14 protein-coding genes are annotated in these 20,586 nt (G+C 59.3%); 7 read left to right on the top strand and 7 right to left on the bottom strand.

What is annotated here, in order from left to right; genetic code table 11:
- Positions 1-294: 294 nt before the first annotated feature.
- The gene (locus AX768_RS11745; RefSeq protein ID WP_082778815.1) at positions 295-1,290 is read left to right on the top strand and encodes a LysR family transcriptional regulator; all 996 of its coding nucleotides are present in this window, start codon (positions 295-297) and stop codon (positions 1,288-1,290) included.
- Here AX768_RS11745 and AX768_RS11740 read toward each other — a convergent pair.
- Complete coding sequence (locus tag AX768_RS11740; protein ID WP_062000100.1) at positions 1,280-2,248, bottom strand: GDP-mannose 4,6-dehydratase; 969 nt, start codon at positions 2,246-2,248, stop codon at positions 1,280-1,282. The genes AX768_RS11745 and AX768_RS11740 overlap by 11 nt on opposite strands.
- A gap of 668 nt (positions 2,249-2,916) precedes the next feature.
- On the opposite strand from AX768_RS11740, the gene AX768_RS11735 reads away from it, so the two are divergent.
- The 3 genes from AX768_RS11735 to AX768_RS11725 all read left to right on the top strand — a co-directional run bounded on the left by AX768_RS11735 (position 2,917) and on the right by AX768_RS11725 (position 10,015).
- A complete protein-coding gene (locus tag AX768_RS11735; protein WP_062000958.1) occupies positions 2,917-5,157 on the top strand; it encodes a hypothetical protein in 2,241 nt (746 codons plus the stop codon).
- Positions 5,158-5,998: 841 nt separating this feature from the next.
- Entirely contained in the window at positions 5,999-7,492 is a 1,494-nt protein-coding gene (locus tag AX768_RS11730; protein WP_062000099.1) for an oligosaccharide flippase family protein, read from the top strand.
- Between the two features lie 15 nt (positions 7,493-7,507).
- Positions 7,508-10,015, top strand: coding sequence for a glycosyltransferase family 4 protein (locus AX768_RS11725; RefSeq protein ID WP_062000098.1), 2,508 nt, complete (start codon positions 7,508-7,510; stop codon positions 10,013-10,015).
- 83 nt (positions 10,016-10,098) lie between these two features.
- Here the strand turns inward: AX768_RS11725 and AX768_RS11720 are convergent, their stop codons facing one another.
- Positions 10,099-11,265 carry an acyltransferase family protein gene (locus AX768_RS11720; protein WP_082778814.1) on the bottom strand — a complete coding sequence of 389 codons (1,167 nt, stop codon included), beginning with the start codon at positions 11,263-11,265 and terminating at the stop codon, positions 10,099-10,101.
- 300 nt (positions 11,266-11,565) lie between these two features.
- Between AX768_RS11720 and AX768_RS33245 the strand changes: the two genes are divergently transcribed.
- Together AX768_RS33245 and galU (AX768_RS11715) are read left to right on the top strand one after the other, a co-directional pair.
- Positions 11,566-11,709: a hypothetical protein gene (locus AX768_RS33245; RefSeq protein WP_172811946.1), complete on the top strand. Its 144-nt coding sequence runs from the start codon at positions 11,566-11,568 to the stop codon at positions 11,707-11,709.
- Between the two features lie 148 nt (positions 11,710-11,857).
- On the top strand, positions 11,858-12,796 hold the full coding sequence (gene galU / locus AX768_RS11715; RefSeq protein WP_062000097.1) for a UTP--glucose-1-phosphate uridylyltransferase GalU: 939 nt from the start codon (positions 11,858-11,860) through the stop codon (positions 12,794-12,796).
- A 51-nt stretch (positions 12,797-12,847) separates the two neighbouring features.
- Here galU (AX768_RS11715) and AX768_RS11710 read toward each other — a convergent pair whose 3' ends face one another.
- Together AX768_RS11710 and AX768_RS11705 are read right to left on the bottom strand one after the other, a co-directional pair.
- The gene (locus AX768_RS11710) at positions 12,848-13,438 is read right to left on the bottom strand and encodes a phosphatase PAP2 family protein (RefSeq protein ID WP_172811945.1); all 591 of its coding nucleotides are present in this window, start codon (positions 13,436-13,438) and stop codon (positions 12,848-12,850) included.
- A gap of 83 nt (positions 13,439-13,521) precedes the next feature.
- On the bottom strand, positions 13,522-14,532 hold the full coding sequence (locus AX768_RS11705; protein ID WP_062000955.1) for a GlxA family transcriptional regulator: 1,011 nt from the start codon (positions 14,530-14,532) through the stop codon (positions 13,522-13,524).
- 457 nt (positions 14,533-14,989) lie between these two features.
- On the opposite strand from AX768_RS11705, the gene galU (AX768_RS11700) reads away from it, so the two are divergent.
- Positions 14,990-15,967 (top strand): UTP--glucose-1-phosphate uridylyltransferase GalU, encoded by a 978-nt coding sequence (galU, locus tag AX768_RS11700; protein ID WP_082778884.1) that lies wholly within the window; start codon positions 14,990-14,992, stop codon positions 15,965-15,967.
- 218 nt (positions 15,968-16,185) lie between these two features.
- Here the strand turns inward: galU (AX768_RS11700) and AX768_RS11695 are convergent, their stop codons facing one another.
- From AX768_RS11695 to AX768_RS11690, 3 genes are all read right to left on the bottom strand, one after another.
- Positions 16,186-16,635, bottom strand: a complete 450-nt coding sequence (locus AX768_RS11695) for a GDP-mannose mannosyl hydrolase (RefSeq protein WP_062000954.1) — start codon at positions 16,633-16,635, stop codon at positions 16,186-16,188.
- Between the two features lie 315 nt (positions 16,636-16,950).
- The gene (locus AX768_RS32745; RefSeq protein WP_155524231.1) at positions 16,951-17,118 is read right to left on the bottom strand and encodes a hypothetical protein; all 168 of its coding nucleotides are present in this window, start codon (positions 17,116-17,118) and stop codon (positions 16,951-16,953) included.
- A gap of 143 nt (positions 17,119-17,261) precedes the next feature.
- Positions 17,262-19,490, bottom strand: a complete 2,229-nt coding sequence (locus tag AX768_RS11690; protein ID WP_082778813.1) for a hypothetical protein — start codon at positions 19,488-19,490, stop codon at positions 17,262-17,264.
- Between the last annotated feature and the right edge of the window lie 1,096 nt (positions 19,491-20,586).

Below are 20,586 nucleotides of genomic sequence, written 5' to 3'. Positions count from 1 at the left end.
GGCGTTTTCTTTGCTTCGTTTCTTTTTCGCCGTTGGAAAAAGAAATGAAGTGCCGCCACGCACAGTGGCTAATAGTGCTAAAAAAATCAGATAAAAACGAACGCGCGTTAGCCTAAAGAGTAGCAACCCGGCATCACCCCCGACCGCCAGCCCTGACCCACCCCAATCCCACCCCCGCCCCGCCCATCCAACGCCCATCCAACGCCCCATTCCCATTTCCATCGTAATATTCATCTTTCAGGGCCCGCGCGCCCAGCGCCTCCCCGTATAACCTCTAGCCTGGAACCCCCATCCATGGACCGTTTCCTAGCGATGAAAGTCTTCGTCCGTGTCGTCGAGAGCGGCAGCTTCTCGAAGGCCGCCGATGCCTTGCGCCTTCCCGCCGCCAGCGTCTCACGCACCGTGCAAGCCCTCGAAGCTCACCTCGGCGCGCGCCTGCTCAACCGCACCACGCGCAGCATCAGCATCACCGAAGACGGCGAAATCTATTACGAGCGCTGCGTGCGCGTCCTCGGCGAAGTCGATGACATGGAGTCCGTGCTCTCACGCTCGAAACTCAGCCCCAAAGGCACCGTGCGCGTGAGCCTGCCCGCCCTCATGGCGAAAAGCACGATCATCGGCGCACTGCCGGAATTCTTCGCGGCCTACCCGGATATCCGCGTTGAAATGAGCCTCACCGATAAACAAGTCGACATCATCGAAGCCGGTGTCGATTGCGTGATCCGCGTAGGCGCTGTCGGCGATATCGGCCTGGTCGCGAAGACCATCGGACGATATTCGCAAATCACGGTCGCGGCGCCGTCGTATATCGAAAAATACGGCGAACCGAAGACGCTCGAGGATCTCGAGAATCATTATTGTGTGGACTATCTGGTAAGCAAGACGGGACGCGTCAGGCCATGGGAATTCGTCGTGGACGGGGAAACGCGCACCGTTCCACTCAAGGCGATGCTCGCCGTGAACGACGCCGAATCGTACGTGGAATGTGGCTTGAAAGGACTCGGACTGATCCAGGCGTCGGGCTACACGCTGACATCGTATGTGGAAAGCGGCGAGCTGCGCGAGGTGCTGCAGGCGTATCCATCGTACCCGCGGATCGTGTCCATTCTTTACGCGGCCAACCGGCATCAGCCGCGTCGCGTGAAAGTGTTTATTGAATGGATAGCAGAGGTGTACAGGCGCCAATCATCGCTGCAAGTGCCTGCGGACGATCCGCTTGCCGGCCAGACGCGGCTTGCAGACCACTCGCTGCCTAACGGGCAGGTCAGGAACGGGCACGTTACGTCTTGACGGTCGCCGCGCTTTCAAATTTTGCACGCGCGTGGTTATACATCCACTCGAGTGTGTCGTAGATCGGCGTAACCGGCACGCGGCCAATCGCACGACGCAACTTGACGTTCGAACCAACGAGCTTCGCAATCTCGTTGCGGCGCATGAAGCGAGGGTCGACGAACACCTCGATCTCGTACCCCGCGATACGGCGCATCATACCGAGGATTTCGCCAAGCGAATGGCCGATACCGGAACACGTGTTGAACGCTTCGCCCACGGGCGCTTTTTCGATCAATTGCGTGTAGACCTCGACGACATCGCGGACATCGGAAAAATCACGGCTTACCGCCAGGTTCCCCAGCGACATTTTCTTTTCGTGGCGCGCGTGGTGATTGACGATCTTGGGCAAGAGGAAATCTTCGCCCTGGCCGACTCCCGTGTAGTTGAACGGCCGCGTAAAGAAAATAGGCAGGCGGTCGAGCCATAAACGCGCCATGTTCTCCATGGCGAGCTTGCTGACTGCGTAGTCGTTGCCGGGGTTGAGCGGCACGTTCTCGTCGATGACTTCCACGTTCGCGTTGCCATACACATTCGATGTGCTTGCCATCAGCACCGCACGGGGCTTTTTATCGAGGAGCGCGAGGGCATCGAGCAGATTGCGCGATCCCATGATGTTGACGAGATAACTTTGTGTCGGCGGATTGCCGGTAACGTGCGCAAGACCGGCCAGATGCACGACGACGTCCGGGTTCGCGTCGGACACGCAAGCGCGCACGGCGTCGAGATCCAGGAGATCGACCGGCACGCCGGTCGTCCCCGGTACATCGGCCTCCGATGCCGGCGAGGTCGTGCCCCACACGTCGTAGCCTTCGTCCAGCAGACGCTCAGCCATGTGGCGTCCGGTGAATCCCGAAAGACCCGTGATGAGAGCGCGGCGACGCTTCTTGCCGCCATCAGGATGTTTTGTGTCGTTCATTGCGCTTGGTATGTGCGGCGATCATGTCGCGGGTGGATTGCAGCGCCTTCTGTTTGCGCCATTCCGACATGGCGACCCTTGAGCAAGTTATTAGTAAGCAAGCTTCGTGCTGCGCGCCAACGAGGTGCCGGGGCCATTTTTCGCATCGATTCAGCCGAGAATTTTAACATGCGGGTCATTACGCAAGGGGACAGAACAAACCGGATCATTCGCTGCAGCGGCAGTGGGGCTCGCGCCGGGAAACGGCTGGAAAACTCGTTGAAATCGGTTGAGCGGTTTTGGAATGTGAAGCTCCCGCGCGTGATCTCCACCGTTCCGATGCGGGCCGCACAGATAAATCGCCCAAACTCGTCATTAATTCTATGGCGAAACAATTATGGAAATATTTGGTGGCCCCTTGCTTGTCATGGCATCCAACGGCGTTTTGTAAGCGCCCTGAGCCAAGCGCGCTATTACTTTTCGAAACAATTTTTTTGAACAAAATAAGTCGGACCGAAATTCCGATCCACCCGTGCTCATTTCACCTTCCATTTATTTCAGATTTTTTTGCAATATTTGAACGGTAGGCTTGATTAACCCGAGTAACGGCCGTGACGCCTCTACTGCTCCATTGGCCGATCGAGCAGAGCCGGCCGCTCTCAGATGGAGAAAACCTCTTGCTTCGCACTTTGCATCGTTTTTCAGTTGTGGTTTCGCGGTTCGTAGTGGTGGGTGCGCTTGGCGTGGCGGCAGCGGCTCCGGCATATCCGGCGTACGTGGCGCCGGCGACGGTGCTGCAGGCGCGCACATCCTGGATTGGCAACACGTTCGGTTTCGGCGATGGCGCATGGACGCAGATCAACATCACCGCGATCGCCGTGGCCCCGGACGGCCGCGTGTTCACCAACTCGCCGTGGGACGAGAGCGGCGCCGAGGTCAGTGTCTACAAGAACGGCAAGGTGCTCGGCAGAGCCGATGGCACACACGGCTGGGGTCATTACGGCGGTAACGCAATAGCGATCAACAAGCGCTATGTGTTTGTGGCGGTCGCCGTAGGCAATGAACGCGGCGGTCTGTCGAAGCCGGGTGTATGGCCGCCGAAGGGCAAGCAGTGGTTCGGCGTGTCGCGCCGTGAACTTGCCGATATGAAGCGGCCGGCCACATTCCAGTCGAGCCTCGCCGCCGATAAAGCCGACGGGCACGCCCAGCTTGCGGCCGCGTTCCTGATGGTCAACGAGGCGCCGGACGAGAAGCGGGGCGCACCGAAGGCCGAGTTCAGGCAGGACGTGGGCGGGTTGGCGGCGACCGATGCGTTGTTGTATGTCGCGAACACATCGGCGAATCGCATCGAAGTGTACGACGCCGAAACGATGCAGCAAAAGAGCAACTGGAGCGCGCCGCAACCGGGGCGTCTCGCGCTCGCGAAGGACGGCACGCTTTGGGCGCTGACCAACACGCAAGGCGCAAAGGCGCGGCTCGCGCATTACACGCCGGCGGGTGCGGTGATCGACGATGCGCCGGCGTCCGCGGCCGGCACGGATGCAGTAGATGTCGCTGTCGATACGCAAGGGCGTTTGCTGGTCGCAGACAACGGCCCACGTCAACAGGTGTTGATTTTTACGCGCGATGGCGAGGCGAACAAGTATCGCGAGACGAGCACGTTGGGTGAGCGCGGCGGAATTTTTTCGGGCGTCGCGGGCAAGCCTGGTCCGCAGCGTTTCAATGGACTGACGGGTGTGGGCGCCGACGCGGCGGGCAACATCTATGTATCGACGAACGGCATTGGCGTGCGCCAGGGGTCGACGGGCGCGGGGCTGGGCGCCACGCTCGAAAGCTACGCGCCAGATGGCAAGCAGTTATGGGAAGTGCAGGGCTTGTTGTTCGTGGACGGCGCGTGGATGGATCCGTCGCGGCCGAACAGCGTGTACACCGGCAACAAGCGTTTTGAACTGGATTTATCGAAACCGGTGGGACAGGAATGGAAGTACGCGGGGTTTCTATCGGGGCGTTTCAAGTATCCCGAGGACCCGAGTTTCAGCGTCGATGACTGGCCGGGCCAGCCGATCGCCCGCAAGCTCAACGGCCGGACGTTCCTGTATCTGACCGACATGTATTCGGATCACCTGAAGATTTATCGGTTCGATGCAAAGCGTGATGGTGAACTGGCCATTCCTTCGGGGTACTTCGCAGGTCGCGAACGTGGCGCCGCGAACATCCCGAATCATCCGGCTGGCGGCGACTGGATCTGGCGCGATGACAACGGCAACGGCCGCTTCGAGCCGAACGAGTTCGAGTCGAACAGCGCGATGCTGCCCAATCCGGGTGGATGGGGATGGTGGGTCGATACGAAGGGTGACATCTGGCACACGAGCGATTCGCGCGGCATCAATCGCTTCAGGTATGGCGGCGTGGACAAGGTAGGCAATCCGCTTTACACGTACAACAACGCGCAAAACTATCCGATGCCTGCGCCGTTCAACGTAGTGAAGCGCGCCATATACGAGGCTGATACCGACACGATGTACCTGACGGGATACACCGCCGACGAGCCGTTTGATCGTGGGTACTGGAAGGAAGTGGGTCGACGCCTGGTGCGCTATGACCGTTGGTCTTCGGACACGCCAAAGCAGCGTTATTCGATTGCGTTGCCGTGGGATACGAAGAGCAAGCCGCTTGCGACCACGATCGGGCTGACGGTGGAGGGCAAGTATCTCTTTTCGATAGAGCCGGTCGGGATGGTTCATGTGTATGAGAAGGATACCGGGCGTGAAGTTGGGGTGATCAAGCCGGGGCCGGAAGTGGGGGGGGCGTCTGGGTGGGTTGATGTGCCGAATGGAATTAGTGCTAGCCGGCAGGCTAATGGTGAGTATTTGATTTTTGTAGAAGAGGATGCGCGGGGGAAGGTGATGATGTACAGGTGGAGACCGTAAGGGTCTCTGGGGGGTGGAAGTGTGGGGTGGGGGGTGTGCCGGGTTGCTGCTTTCTGAGTCTGTGCGCGTTCATTGTTAGTCGTTCTCTTTAGCACTATTAGCCACTGTGCGTGGCGGCACTTCATTTCTTTTTCCAACGGCGAAAAAGAAACGAAGCAAAGAAAACGCCTCTCAACCGCTAATTCTTAAGTGTCCCGAGCGTGCAGTGACAACTGTTTGGTACGTCAGAAGAACCGTTACCGCTATAACCACGAACAGTTGAAACCCTCCCCCTCCGAACACAGATACCCACACGCTTCGCCACCAGTAATTGTGGCAGTCAATACGGAAACCCGCGCAACGCATAACAACGATCTAGCCCATAACGAGCCGACAGCATCTTGTACTTGCCCAAGCCCTTGTTGCCGGGGGCGGGCAAGCGCGGAACACAACGGAACCAGCATAGCCGACCCTTCGGTTTGGGCGCCGGCGCGCGTAAGCGCGGAAGCCTGATTAGTGGATTCCCACACTGGTGGCGAAGCGTGTGGGTTGCCATTGACGGAGGGGGAGGGTTTCAAGTGTTCTGAAGTCCGGCGTCGAGCGTGCTTCTGAAGTACCAAACAGTTGAACGTGCACGCTCGGGACACTTAAGAATTAGCGGTTGAGAGGCGTTTTCTTTGCTTCGTTTCTTTTTCGCCGTTGGAAAAAGAAATGAAGTGCCGCCACGCACAGTGGCTAACGGCGATAAAGAGGATAACTAACGAGGAACCCGAGAAAAAATTAAGAGCAACAACCCGGCATTAACCCCGCCCCACAACACCCGAAAACCCCCTAAACCCCAAGTGCCAACGACCCGCCCCCGATGGAAAAATCGTTAATCAAAAACATGGCGATCAACTTCTCGGGACTGGTGCTGCCCACCTTCGTCTCCCTGATCACCGTACCTGCCTACATCCATCTCGTAGGTGTCGAACGCTATGGCGTCATCAGCCTCGTCTGGACGCTTATTGGCTACTTCGGCATTCTCGATCTCGGCATGGGCATGGCCGCGCAGCATCAAATTTCGAAGGCGCACGCAGCAAACGACCCCGAAGCCCGCTCGCGCGTTTTCTGGAGTGCCATCTGGCTCAACCTGGGCACGGGAATCATCGGCGGGGCGCTGATCTACTTCGGCGCCTTCGCCTACACGGCCTACGTGGCACACACATCCCCGGACATGCAGCGCGAGGTCTATCACGCGCTTCCGTGGCTCGCGCTCGCCATCCCCATCGCAAACGTTTCATGGGTATGCGCGGGCGCCATCAACGGCGTCGAACGCTTCGGTATCTACAACACGAACCAGACAATCGGCACGTTCCTCTTCCAGTTGTTGCCGCTCGCCGCTGCATGGAAGATCGCGCCGAACTTGCAGACGGTGCTTGCCGCCGCCGTGGTCGCCCGTGTTATTGCGGTCGTGCTGCTTGCGCGCGCGAGCATCAAGGTGCTCGACATCAAACGCATCGAATGGCCACAACTTGGCGTGGCCGGCGGTTTGTTCAAGTTCGGCGGATGGATGCTGGTAGCAACCATCTCCAGCATGATCACCGATTCGCTCGATCGCATCCTTCTCGGCGCAAATCTCGGCGCGCGGTTCGTAACTTACTACACGGTGCCGCAGAACCTCGTCACGCGTTTGAACATGTTGCCGAATTCGCTGGTGCGGACGTTGTTTCCGCGGCTGTCGGCAATCAAGCGCGATCACGCCGATGCAATGGTCCGCCAGTCGCTCGAGTTCCTGAACGGTGTGTTCACGCCGATCGCGTTGTTCGTGATGCTCGTGCTCGCACCGTTTCTGCATCTGTGGGTCGGGCAGGAAATCGCCATCGCGAGCGCACCCGTTGGCCGGATCCTGATCATCGGCGTGTGGCTTGTCGGGCAGGCAAGCGTCACGCGCATCATGATCCAGTCGCAGATCAATCCCGCTACAGCCGCGCGCATCGGCCTCGTGCAACTGCCGTTCTTCGTGACGGCGCTGTGGTTCGGTATTGCGCACTTCGGTCCCATCGGCGCGGCGAGCGTGGTCGTCGCGCGTTCGCTCGTCGACTACGGTCTGCTGCTGTGGATCTCACGCGTGAACGCCCGGCCAATCGCCGCCGACATGCTCCTGCACCTCGCGTTTCTTGTCGCGGGACTCGGTGTCGCTTACCTCATCGATCCAATTGAATACCCGTTGCAGTCGATTGCCGCGGCGTTCGTTATTGCAGGCCTCAATGCCAGCTGTTCCCTGTTGACGCGACCCGCGCTGCGCTCCATGGCGCGCAGCTTTGTTCGCGAGTTGAGTACGCGTCTGAAACGACGCGTGAAATCCACGGTTTGAGGTGAGGAGTGGCGCATGAGACATGATCTCGATGAAGTGCTCATCGACCCGGTTCAGGATCACGCTGACCGCACTGATGTGAATCCGCCGTCCGTGATGGATGCGCCGCCAAAGCATCGCGCACGGGTTGCAAAGCGGATACCGCGCGTAGCGATCGTGCACGACTGGCTTGTCGCATTTGCGGGCGCCGAGAAGGTGCTGGAACAGATCCTTATCTGCTTTCCGGAAGCCGATCTGTTCAGCGTGGTCGACTTCATGGAGGAGCGCGCGTGGATGCGCGGCAAGAAGGTGACCACGTCGTTCATCCAGAAGTTGCCGCAGGCGAAGAAGCGGTATCGATCGTACTTGCCGTTGATGCCGCTTGCCATCGAGCAACTCGATGTCTCCGGTTACGACCTCGTGATCTCGAGCAGCCATGCGGTCGCGAAGGGCATCCTCACCGGTCCGGACCAGATCCACGTGAGCTACGTGCATTCGCCCATCCGCTATGCGTGGGACTTGCAGCATCAGTATCTGCAGCAATCCAACCTCACGGTCGGCATCAAGTCGGGACTCGCGCGTCTTGTGCTGCACTACATGCGCAACTGGGATATCCGGACGTCGAACTCGGTGGATCATTTCATCGCGAATTCGGAGTTCATTTCGCGGCGGATCAACAAGGTGTATCACCGCGATTCGCATGTGATCTTTCCGCCGGTAGATGTCGATGCATTTCAGCTTTGCGAGGTGAAAGAGGACTTTTATCTGACCGCGTCGCGCATGGTGCCGTACAAGAAGATCGACTTGATCGTCGAGGCGTTTGCAAAGATGCCCGAGCGCAAGCTGGTGGTGATCGGCGATGGTCCCGACATGCGCAAGATCCGAGCGAAGGCGACCGCGAACATCGAGATCATGGGATATCAGCCGTTCGCGGTCTTGCAGGACAAGATGCGTCGCGCGAAGGCGTTCGTGTTTGCGGCCGAAGAAGACTTCGGCATCTCGGTGGTCGAGGCGCAGGCGTGCGGAACGCCCGTGATTGCTTACGGGAAGGGCGGTGCGCTGGAAACCGTGCTCGACAGTTCGAACGCATGCCCGACGGGCCTCTTCTTCGATGAACAAACGACCGAATCGATCATCGATGCCGTCGAAGGCTTCGAGCTCGGCGCGGTGAAGATCGAACCTGCGGATTGCCGCGCGAATGCCGAGCGTTTTTCGGTGAGGCATTTCCGCGATAACCTGCGCGCCTACGTGCAAAGCGTCGCGCCGCAGTTCACGCTGCCACCGCCGGCGTTGCCGCCGGTTCCCCTCGTGCGCAAGGTCAAGACGACAACGCCGAAGCAGGACGAAGACAACGAAGCCGCCGATGGCATGCGCGTACTCGCAGTCGATCAAAGCGGCGTGCTCGGCGGCGCGGAATTATCGCTGCTCGAGGTCATGAAGAACATGCGCGGCAACAACGAGACAGTTCTCTTCGATGACGGTCCGTTTCGCATTGCATTGGAAGCGGTCGGCATCAAGGTCGACGTGCTCGATGGCGCCGCGCTCGGCGGCGTGAGCAAGGACAGCGGCATGAAACGGCCGAGTGCCGGCATGATCGGCGGCGTGATGGGACTCGTGCGCGGCACGCTGGAAAAATCCCGCAACTCCGACGTAATCTATGTGAACACACAGCGCGCGATGGTCGTCGGCGCAATCGCGGGCCTGATCTCACGGCGGCCGGTCGTGTGGCATCTTCGCGATATCGTCAGCCCAGAGCATTTCGGCAAGACGCAGCTCACCATCATCAAGTGGTGCACGAAGCTGATGCTGGAACGTGTGATCGCCAATTCGACTGCGTCGGCGGTCGCGCTTACCGCGTTGACGCGGATGAAAGAAGAGCGTCTGGATGTGGTGTTCAACGGTATTTCAGCCGAACCGTTCACGGAACTCGAGGCGGTCGCGCAACATGAATTGCGCTCGCGTTTTGGCTTGCCGCAGGACGCGTTTCTGGTTGGATCGTTCAGCCGGCTCGCGCGCTGGAAAGGGCAGCACGTGTTGCTGGAGGCGCTGCTGGAGGCGCCCGACATGCACGCCGTGCTGGTAGGCGCCGCCCTCTTTGGCGAGGATGCTTACGAGGCGGAATTGCGGGCTTATGTGCTTGAGCACGGGATTGGGGATCGCGTGCATTTTCTGGGGTTCCAGCATGACATTGCGGCGTGCATGAAAGCAGTCGATGTCATCGCGCATACGTCGATCAGTCCGGAGCCGTTCGGTCGCGTGATCATCGAAGGCATGCTGGCGAAGCGGCCAGTCGTGGCCGCGCGTGCCGGCGGTGTGGTGGATATCGTGACGAATCGCGAGAACGGCATCCTGTGCACGCCGGGAGATGTGAGTGAGCTCGCGGGTGTACTTGGCGAGCTATCCGCCGATGCAGACTTGCGCGGCCGCCTGGTCGAGCAGGGTTATGCAAACGCGATCAACCGCTTCGGCACGGAGCGGTATGTAGAAAGCGTGCAGAAGATCCTGTCGGATGTTGCCGGGAGGGGAAGGTCGAAGCGGGGATGAGTTCGGAGGCCGGTCGCTGAAACGAAGAGCCCCGCTTATGCGGGGCTCTTCGTTTGTTACTCAAAGATGCGATCCGAAACCCCTCAAGCTTTCCGCTTGAAACTAGCCGACCAATGCATGGCGGGCCGTTCCACAAGCATATAAAACACGAACCCCACCGCCACCGGCACGATCATGAACACGAACGACGGCCAGATCGCGGTCTGCGGTGTCGAGCGGAACAGCAGCGATCCAAGGAAAATCAGAATCGGAATATGCACGATATACAGCGAGAAGCTGAACTCGCCGAGCCATGAAAATCCCCGTACGGGCAACGAATTTCGCATGGGTTTATCGAGTACCTGATACAGATACAGCGCGAACGCCACTGCCCAAAGCTGGAACGCCAGATACTGCGCAACCTGGAACGCGGCACATCCAGCCAACGCAACCACGAGTGCCGCGCCCAGCAGTTTCCACGATCCCTTCGTCAACTTGACCGCATCCGGCGCGGCCTTCGCTTCGGCGATCCACGCGCCGAGCGTCCACGAGAACCAGTACGACGCAAACAAGATGATCTCGTGACGCTCGAACACGAGCGCGGACACCACGTTGACCACGCCCACACTCGCAAGCACCGCCTTCATGCCGATCCGCCGGCGTAGCGCAATCAAGAGCGGATACACAAGATAGAACTGCACCTCGAGCGACAGCGTCCACAGCGCGCCGTTCGACCCGAATGTCCCGCCTGCTACACCCTGCAGCGAAAGCAGATTGACGATAAACAAATGCAGGTCAAGCGTCCCGATCTTCGGGCTAACCGGCGAAAAGCCGCGGCTCCACGAATCGAGCACATACGTCAGCACGAGCGCCGCGAGCAGCACCGGGTAAATCCGCGCGAACCGGCGCATGAGGAAGTTGCCGGTATCGAAGGGTGCGGACGGGTTCGCGAGCAGCTTGCGCGCCGTTCCACGATGAATGCAGTACCCGCTGATCACAAAGAAGATCGGCACACCGGCCGATCCCCAGGCAATCGGAAAGGTGAGATAGCTGAAAAGCGTGTTGAGATCGAAGCCTGCAGCCGTCTTGTGAAACTGCTGGATGCCGATCCACGTGATCTGGCGGCAATGAAAATACGCGACCAGGAGCGCGGCGAAACCGCGCCACGCATTGATGGCGATGTCCTTGTCTTCCACGCTGACCGTGGCTACCCGCTCCGGCGATAACTGCAGGGAAGAAGCCGCCGGATCGAGCAGGGAGGAGTCGCTCATTGAAAACCTCATGTCCGCGATGTTTCGTTCATATAAGCGGGACCGGTCAATGCCGGGCCTACGGCGCCTTTCGGGCGCGCTCACTCAGTAAGTGTCGTGAGTGTCATGTTAGTCCCGCAAATAATGGAAAAATATGCGCGGCAACCGCCTGGAAACACCTCGTACTGCGCATGATCGGGAAAAAACTCGTCGGGGTCTGTTCGAAAGGTAACGAATTAATTCGGCTGGAAACGGCGGCAATTATTTGCCGTTTTTTTTCTGATAACTTCATTTCAAACCATTCGAAAACAGGGTAACGCCATGGACATGCACGCACTCGCTGGTATTGCTGTTTTATTGGTCCTCGCCGCGGTCTCGGCGTACAGAGACGCGCTGCGCAACGATCCGATGTCGAAGATGAACGCATCAGGCATCCGTTTTCCGCAGGCTGACGACATCGAATAGCGCGGGATTGGACCGATCGTGCTGTCGCCCGGTTGTTGAATCAAAGCGGATTACTCATGGATGACCACGGTCATCGGCAATGCGTATGTACGAAACCGCACGAACGACCGTTCGTGCCTGGAAAAAATAATCATTTGGGAAGCGCGCGATGCTGAAAGTCACCAAAGCCGTATTTCCTGTCGCCGGACTTGGGACGCGTTTCCTGCCCGCTACCAAGGCGAGCCCGAAGGAGATGCTGCCCGTCGTCGATAAACCGCTGATCCAATACGCCGTCGAAGAGGCGATTGCCGCCGGCATAACGGAAATGATCTTCGTGACGGGCCGTAGCAAACGTGCGATCGAGGATCACTTCGATAAATCGTACGAGATCGAGGCGGAGCTCGAAGCGCGCGGCAAGCAGGCGCTCCTCGACGTCGTCCGCAAGATCAAGCCTGCGAACGTGGATTGTTTTTATGTCCGCCAGCCGAACGCGCTCGGCCTGGGACATGCGGTGTTGTGCGCCGAGAAGCTGATTGGCGACAACCCGTTCGCCGTCATCCTCGCGGATGATCTGCTCCACAGCAAGGAGCCGGTGATGAAGCAGCTCGTCGATGTCTTCAATCATTACCATAGCTCGGTGATCGGCGTGGAGCGCATCAACCGCATCAACCGCATCGATAGCGCGTCCTACGGCGTGATAGAAGGGCGCGAGTGGGAGGAGGACATCATCAAGTTGTCGGGCATCGTGGAGAAGCCGCAGCCGGCGCTGGCGCCATCGAATCTCGGCGTGGTCGGACGCTACGTATTCATGCCCGGGATCTTCTCGCATCTGCGCGAGACGCCGCCAGGAAGCGGCGGCGAGATTCAACTGACCGATGCCATCGCGTCATTGCTTTCAGCCGAACAGGTGCTGGCTTACCGTTATTACGGCACGCGCTTTGATTGCGGCAGCAAGCTCGGATATCTGAAGGCGACTGTGCAGCTCGCGTTGCAACACCCGGAGGTGCGGGAGGGTTTCGAGGCTTATCTGCGTGAATGCATGGCGGAGCTGATGCCGGCGCCCGTGCCCCAGCAGATCGAACAGGCGGAACTGACTGTGCTTGAATAGGACGCGGCTCGCATCATCGAATGGACCGGTGCGAGCAAAGTCCGGGCAGAATCAGAAATCGAACCACCGGCATAACCATGGCGAGTAAGCGACCAGGATTTGCTGGATCGGGGCGTGATGCCCGTAAGCAATCGTCGATACGACCAGCAGCCCGAGCCCCGCGAATATCGACCCGGTCATCTTGCGCGGCTGACCGAAAAAGCGCCGCAGGAAAAACAGCGCAACGCCGCTGCCGAGGAACCATCCGGCGACGACTTCAATGGGCGTGTGGGCATCCTGCACGACCCGGCAAAATCCGATCAGCGCGCCGAGCGCCAACCCGGCCGCCGCGCCAAGCCCATACCAGCCCGCGCGCCAGCTTCCGGCCAGCAATCCGAACGTCACGCCCCATACCGCCGATGTCAGCATGGTATGGCCGCTGATCACGCGAAAATCGAGCGATCGGACTTCGATACCGCAGCCCGCATAAAGAATCTTGTTGATCCCGACCAGCGCCAGCGCGGCGCCAAGCGATGCAATCCAGACCAGCGCCTCGCGTTTGTCCGTTGCCCGCAGCCAGATCGCGCATCCCGCCGCGACCGGAATGGTCACCGCCACGTCACCCAGGTTGGTGAACATGGCCATCAAGGTGGTACTTGTCATGCTTCCCCCGAAAAACGCGCGCCGTGCTGCGACCGAAAACGTCGCGCACGGCTTGTCGCGCTGTGCTTTTACATCGTATCTATTTAATCTTCTGCTGCTTTCCTGCGTCCGGCAAGCCGGTATTCCGTCGGCGATATAGACAGGCGTTTGCGAAAGATCTTCGCCAGTCCGTCGCCGCTTCCCGCGCCGCATCGGCGTGCAATCTTGTCGACGGGCAGGTCGGTCGCCGCGAGCAACATGCAGCTTGCATCGAGCCGGGCGCGCAATAAATATTCCGATGGCGTCAGCCCGATCTGCGCCTTGAACCGGCGCAGGAAGTTGCGCTCGCTCATGGCGGCGACACGCGCGGCATCGGCGATGGAAATAGGGCGGATATAGTTCTCACGCATCCAGCGCGCGGCTGCGTCGATTTTTTGCCGCACGCCGCCCACGTCGGTGTCTTCGAGCACGGCGGACAGCTTCGGCCACGCGCCGGGGATCGATCGCTCCGATACTTCCCGCGCCAGCGCCGGACCGTAATCGCGCTTGATGATCGACAACGCGGCTGCGATCGGACCCTTGGGGTCATCGAGCGTGAGCGTCTGTTCCGCAATGAACAACGAGCTCGTCAACGCGGACGCCGCTGCGGGGTCCTCGAAGTCGGGCGCGCGATTCTGCAGCGACAGGTTCGCCGCGGCGAGAATCTGCGAGCCTTCGCCGATTGCCTTCACGAAGGAAATCTTCGGCGCAACTCGACTCAAGCGGCGCAGCAACTGCGTGTCGAGTTTCGCGCGCTGTGCGCCCTCTCCGCCGGCAATGAACAGCGCATCGCAATCGCTCATCCAGCGTGTGTCGAGACTTTCGGTCCAGATGCGCATGGAGCAACTGCTGGCGACGCTGCCGCCATCGCTCGATAAAAACAGCAGCGCATAGTCCGGCGTCTCGCCACCCTTGATCGCGGCTGCATCCGACAGTTCGTGAATCTCGTTGGCGAGCGAAAACACTTCGGAAATCGAACTGACTTCGACAAGCGAAAAATCTTCGAAGATAAGAATGCCGATTCGCTTGGGTGCCGGCGTGCCTTCGAGTCTGGCTTCGTGCATAACGTCTTGCATTGCGTCGTTGGCGGTTTCGTGTGCCGGATCCTGCCTGGGGGCGGACAGATCGTGTTCAGTTGCATCGGGCGATGATTGATCGTGCAGCTCGTGCGCGAGTGCGATATCTGCACTGGTCGGGCGCACAATCTGCAACCGGCTCATGCCATTGGCGTGTCCCATCAACTTTCTCCGTTGTCGGTCAGAGCGGCGGGTATTTGGTCTCGTATGCGTCGCACTATACGCGGCGATGATGATGCGTCATATCAGTCGTCTGAAAAGCACGAGATGTTGGCAGATGGTTTCGATATTCGAGTAATAAGCTGGCCCTTAGTGATCGCCAGTGATCGAAATTGCGACGCGCATAGCGCACGAGCGTGGTGCGTTCGCCAAGCCACATAAGCCACATAAGTCAAACGAGTCACATTCACTAGAAATCCTGGCCCGCTCGCGAGCGCCGGACAAACAAGGGGCGGATATGCTGAAAGTACGCAAGGCGGTGTTTCCCGTCGCAGGACTGGGAACGCGTTTTCTTCCTGCAACGAAGGCAAGTCCGAAAGAGATGCTGCCGATCGTCGATAAACCGCTGATCCAGCACGCGGTGGAAGAAGCGGTCGCCGCAGGCATTACGGAAATGATCTTCGTCACGGGCCGCGGCAAGCGCGCCATAGAAGATCACTTCGACAAGTCATATGAAATCGAAAGCGAACTCGAGGCACGCGGCAAACGTGAGTTGCTCGACCTCGTGCGCAACATCAAGCCGTCGCATGTGGACTGCGTGTACGTGCGTCAGGCCGAACCGCTGGGCCTTGGCCACGCCGTGCTGTGCGCTGAAAAGCTGATCGGTAACGAACCATTTGCCGTGATGCTCGCCGACGATCTGCTCGACGGCGAACCACCCGTCATGGCGCAGATGGTCGAAGTGTTCAATCGATATCACTCGTCGGTGCTCGGTGTCGAGGAGATCGATCCGAGCGAATCAGGATCGTATGGCGTGATCGACGGGCGCCAGTGGGACGATCATCTGTTCAAGATCGCGCGTGTGGTCGAGAAGCCCGAACCGGCGCTCGCGCCGTCGAACCTCGGCGTGGTGGGGCGGTATGTCTTGATGCCGCGCATCTTCCAGCATCTGCGCACGCAGAAGCCGGGCGCGGGCGGTGAAATCCAGTTGACCGATGCAATCCAGGCGTTGCTCGCTGACGAACAGGTGCTGGCGTATCGGTACAAAGGCAAGCGTTTCGATTGCGGCAGCAAGCTCGGCTATTTGAAAGCGACTGTCGAGTTCGCATTACGGCATCCGGAAGTGGCGCAGCAGTTTGACGCCTATCTGAAGGCGTTCCTTGCAAGCCGTCGCCCTGCGCCCGAAGCCGAACCCGAACCAAAAGCCGAACCGAAAGACGAACCGAAAGACGAACCGCCTTTGAATGAAACGCCCGAACTCGCAGTCGATGCCTGATAACGACGTCGCCGGAGTTTGTCAGCTGCAGGCAGGTCCGGCCGTGTCGGGGACACGTAATCAATTGCAGCATGTGCCGTGTTTCAAGTAGCGCTAGCCCCCCGGTGCGCGCTATGGTCTTTAGCCCGCCTCGTGCGGGCTTTTTTTCGTACGTGCATGGGCCAAAAAAAGCGGCTCATGAAGCCGCTCGCCAATCAAGTGGACTGCGTCGCTGCGTGTTACCGAAAATAAGCCTTGGCGTTCGGATGCACGTCGTCACGACTGAGTACTTCAGTGGGCAGCAGCCACGCGTAACCGCTGTGCTGAACGAAGCGGCCTATAGGCACGGCGCCGCCGAGCGTGATGGAGTAAGCGAGAACCACATAATGCGTCTTGATGTCCGCAACGCCGGCGAAGTTGTCGTCGTAGTGGTGCTCGAATACGCCGAACAAACGCGAGGCTGAACGCTGGACGCTGGCTATACCCAGCTCGTCGCGTACCACGCGAGTGAACGCGGTATCGAGCGTTTCGCCCTTCATCACGCGTCCGCCCGGTACGAACCACATGCCTTGCGCCGGACGGTTGCGCCGCTGCCCGAGCAGCACGCGACGATTGCCGTCGGTCACGATCAGGTCGATGGACACAAGCGGTGTCAGCCGAACGACATCGAGAAAATCCGCTTCATTCAGATGAGAAGCGCTGGCAGTAGCCGGGGATTTCGCCGGGTGGGCGGTGCCGTGAGTATCGGAAACTGCGGAAAACGAAGAAAGGTCTGTCACGCTCGAAATACCTCAGTCATGGTCGTTGTTCTTGGACAGGCGTGTGCAGATACCGCTTACTGGAAACACAATCATGTGGCGCCAGGACGCAAAGTTTTCCTGTGCATCGATGACTGTTCCGGCACTTAATGCAGGCAATTCAGTTTAGCGCGCGTCCAGAGCCGCCGTATTGGCGATGGACTGGCAGAAACCGACGAAAGATCGTGTTCGTAAGCCAAAGGGAAGTCAGCGCAGCTCATTCGGTACGAGCGTAGTGTTTTCAGCGTGCGTTGTGTCGGCGGGGTCGGGTGTGTCGACCGGACATGCGGTCATCACGGTGGCGCAGCCGATCAATACGGCGAGAAGAAGGTTGCTGCCGAGCGACGAAGCGCGCGATGTATCGTGTTGGTTCATGGCGATTACAGCGGCATGCGCCGTTACCTCAAATGATCTTGGAGAGATCGAATTTAAGGGACGCCTGACGATGAAACTGTCGGAACTTTCGTAAAGGCCCGGCAGCTTCATCGAAACAGTCTGAAGCGCAATGGAACATGAAGCTACCTCGCGGCATACCCCTCTGGCGCGTCGACGTTCTTCTTCATCACCTCGGCGTTCTGCGAAATGACGTATACGGGCGCTTCGGTGAGGGTCAACGCCATTCGGCCGTTTGCGTAAGGCAGCGTCGATGGATTGCCCATCATGTCGAGCACGGTGAGCGTTCCGGATGTGCCGGGGGCATCGACGGCAAGCGAATAACGCACGCCCCGCGTGGCGCTGAAGCCTGAGGCGCCGGGCCACGCGGCGTTGTCATGGGTCCATAGCGCGGTCACGACCTTGCCGCCGTCCAGCCGCTGGAACGCATAGGCATACACGCCGGGCGGGGTGTCCTTGACGTGGCCTAAAGTGGTCGTGCCGTCTATCGCACGCGTCATTGCCGCAACGCCCATGGCGGCGGGTTTCGGGCTGATCTGCGTCTGGCCGAAACCGCCTTCGGCATTCACGAGGTCGAAGAATATGCCGTAACCCACTTCGGGCGGATCGGTCGCGTAGAAAATGTAGCTCATGTCGGCGCCTTCGCCGAGCAGGATCAGATGCAGGCGTGCGACGAGCGCGCCCTGCGCATACAACACGTTCGCGGACGGCGTCGTGCTTCCGTACTTCGTGCCGATGTCATAGCTGATTCCGGACTCGGTTATGAAAAGCTTCGCGCCGGGTTTGAGCATCTGCGTCATGGTGTGGCGCAGCGTGCGCATCATGGCCGGCAAGCTTTGCGCCGCCTTTTGCGGATCGCTGTTGCCCGCCATGCGCTCGGGCGGATGCGATGGCGATGTGCCGACATCGTAATAACCGTGCGCACTCACGCCATCGATATATTTGGCAATCCCAAGCGGTGCGAGACGGTTCAGCCACTCGGTGTTTTTTCCCAGCGATGACAACGTCAGCCCCATTACCACCGCATGCGGATCGGTCGCGTGGATGGCTTCGTACGTGGCTTTGTACATCGCGACGAGATTGGCGTCGGAATCGCGCCACGGAAGACCACCTTCATAATCAGGCTCCCAGCTCACTTGGTAGTAATTGCTCGATTGCGTCGGAAATACGGTCGAGCGCACACGGTTCGACTCTTCGCCCACGCGTTTCATGTATGCGCTGTAGTCGGTGAGCGAGGAGGGCGCGTAGCTATGTGTGTCCTTGCATGTCTGGTTCGCCCAGCCCGGAATGCCATCGAGCTGGATCAGGCGCAGCAGGTCGCCTGGTTTAAAGAAAGGCTGGAGGTTGTCGGCGGCGGCGTTGAAGGTGTTCGGCGCCTTCGGCTCCGTCATGTACCAGTTGCGGTTGTCGTTCACCCACGTGAGACCGAGGTCCGTATAGAGCGGCCGGTAGCCGTCGCCGGAACAACACGACTGCCCCGGTCGCAGATATGCCGCTCCCTGACCGCCAAAGCGATGCAGGTCGGCGTGCTTGTACTTGGCCGGCGGCAACACGCCCGAGAGGTCGGGCAGCACGCCGAACGTAGCGATGCCTGCCGGCCGTGTGCCTTTGGACGGAAGCGTAACCGGCGACGCATTGGGAGATTCGAGCCGTGCCGAGACGGCGAAATACCCTGCTGCCTGCGAAATGCATCGGATGGACGACCCGTGCACGCCCGGCGCGACGGCAATGCGACCGCTCGCCTTGACCGTGTTCCATGCGTCCTGGACCTGCCAGACGAGCGTGCCGGTCGATTTCGTTCGCGTGGTCAGCGTCACATCGAACGGCTGGCGCCTCGGGAACATGCGCGTGCCGTTGCTGCCGGGGGTATCGGCTTCGACGCTGTCCGCCGTCGGACTCGAACCGGAGATTTCGACCGGGGCGGCGGCTGTGCATTGCATCGCGAGCGGGGTGGACGGCGGCGGTGCATCGGCAATAAAGCGTGCGGCGCCGCTCGGTTTCGAGCTTGCTTCCACCCAGCAATGCTTTGTCGCGCCCGGAGCGGGGTCGTCGAAAACGCCGTTGTCGCAGCCCGTGCCGCCGGTGAATGTCTTGACCGAGTGTTTTTCGGGCGTGCCATAGAGCACTTTTCTGGCGCCATCGAAGGAGCATCGCTCGTATTCGGCTGCGCATGGCGTCCACGAGGCGCCGTCTATCTTGACCGTATCGTCCGACGGCTCCGCATCCTGGGCGGCTGCCGACTCCCCGCGGCAACTCGATACCGCCACGGCCACGATGCAGATCAGCGCGATCCTCGTGCGTCGGGCGAGCGTGCGGCCCGCACGAACCGGATGTGTTGTCGATGTCGTTTTCATTACGCCCCGAAGTTCAAAGCTGGATGGTCCGGATCGCGGCCTAAGTGTTTCCACCGATGAAAAGGCCGTTTCGCCACCTTCGTGCTACTTGGATGAAACGTTTTTGGCCCGTTTGCAGTCCGGTGCCTTGTCCTGATGAAACCCCCGAAACTTTCGATACTGCAACGCAGCAAAAAGGGCCACGTTTGCGCTGCTGCAACCGGTTGCCGGCGTGCCGGGGCCCATCGAATAAGGCTTTTTAATGTGCTGAGGATAGGCGAGGCGAAACAATCGCGCCAGTCATGGCGATGAACGTTGGCGGATGCTCACTGCATTGGGCTGCCCAATCGTATATGGATGGCGGGATTGCGCGACCACGTGTCTGATCCGGCGTGGCCGGGTGGTCCCAAACTGTAAGGAAAGACGCGTAACTAATCTGTATCAAATCGCACGGCGCACTCAAGTGGAGGTTCGCGACCGGTCTATGTGGGCAGCCCCACACAAGCTCGGATGAAGACCGCTTCAATACAGGTGGTATCGAATTGGTTGGAGTGGGTCGGACCGAACCGCCAGAGGTTCGCTTATTTACGCCACTGCGCACGCGACTCCGACGCGCTTACGGACCGTCGCACCCTGTTTGCCCGAGGGCGATTGCCTTCTGGCACTGTTTGTCAGGCAAGTTACATAATTTCATAGGATTAATGGAATTCGTTACTCGCATGAAACGCGATTATGTGGAATTTATCGTGTATAGGAATGTATGTGCGCCACCGCACTTTAAAAGTTTGTGTTGCTAATCGGAAGACGGGATTAAATGCGCCGCTTAACGCTTGTAATTTAATTTGAAGTGGTTATCTCAGTGCGTTCCGCCACGGTTTAAACGTCGGCTACTTACGGTGTAATTCGCCAACCGGCTTTTTCGATGTATCACGGACGATACGTTTACACCGTCCAGTGCTTGAATCGCCTTCTTCGACAAGCCGCGGACACGCCGGAAAGCCCCGCAGCGCGTGGCTTCAGAAACCGCGCTGAGCGTTGATTTGTATGACGTTGGCAGGTTTTGACTGCCCTGTCCGATATGCGCTATCCGGTCCAACTGGCATTCGTCTTGCAATGT

The organism is Burkholderia sp. PAMC 28687 (assembly GCF_001577465.1).
Taxonomy (GTDB): domain Bacteria; phylum Pseudomonadota; class Gammaproteobacteria; order Burkholderiales; family Burkholderiaceae; genus Caballeronia.
Note: the sequence above shows the minus strand (reverse complement) of the source record. Positions and strands in the feature narration are given on the sequence as shown.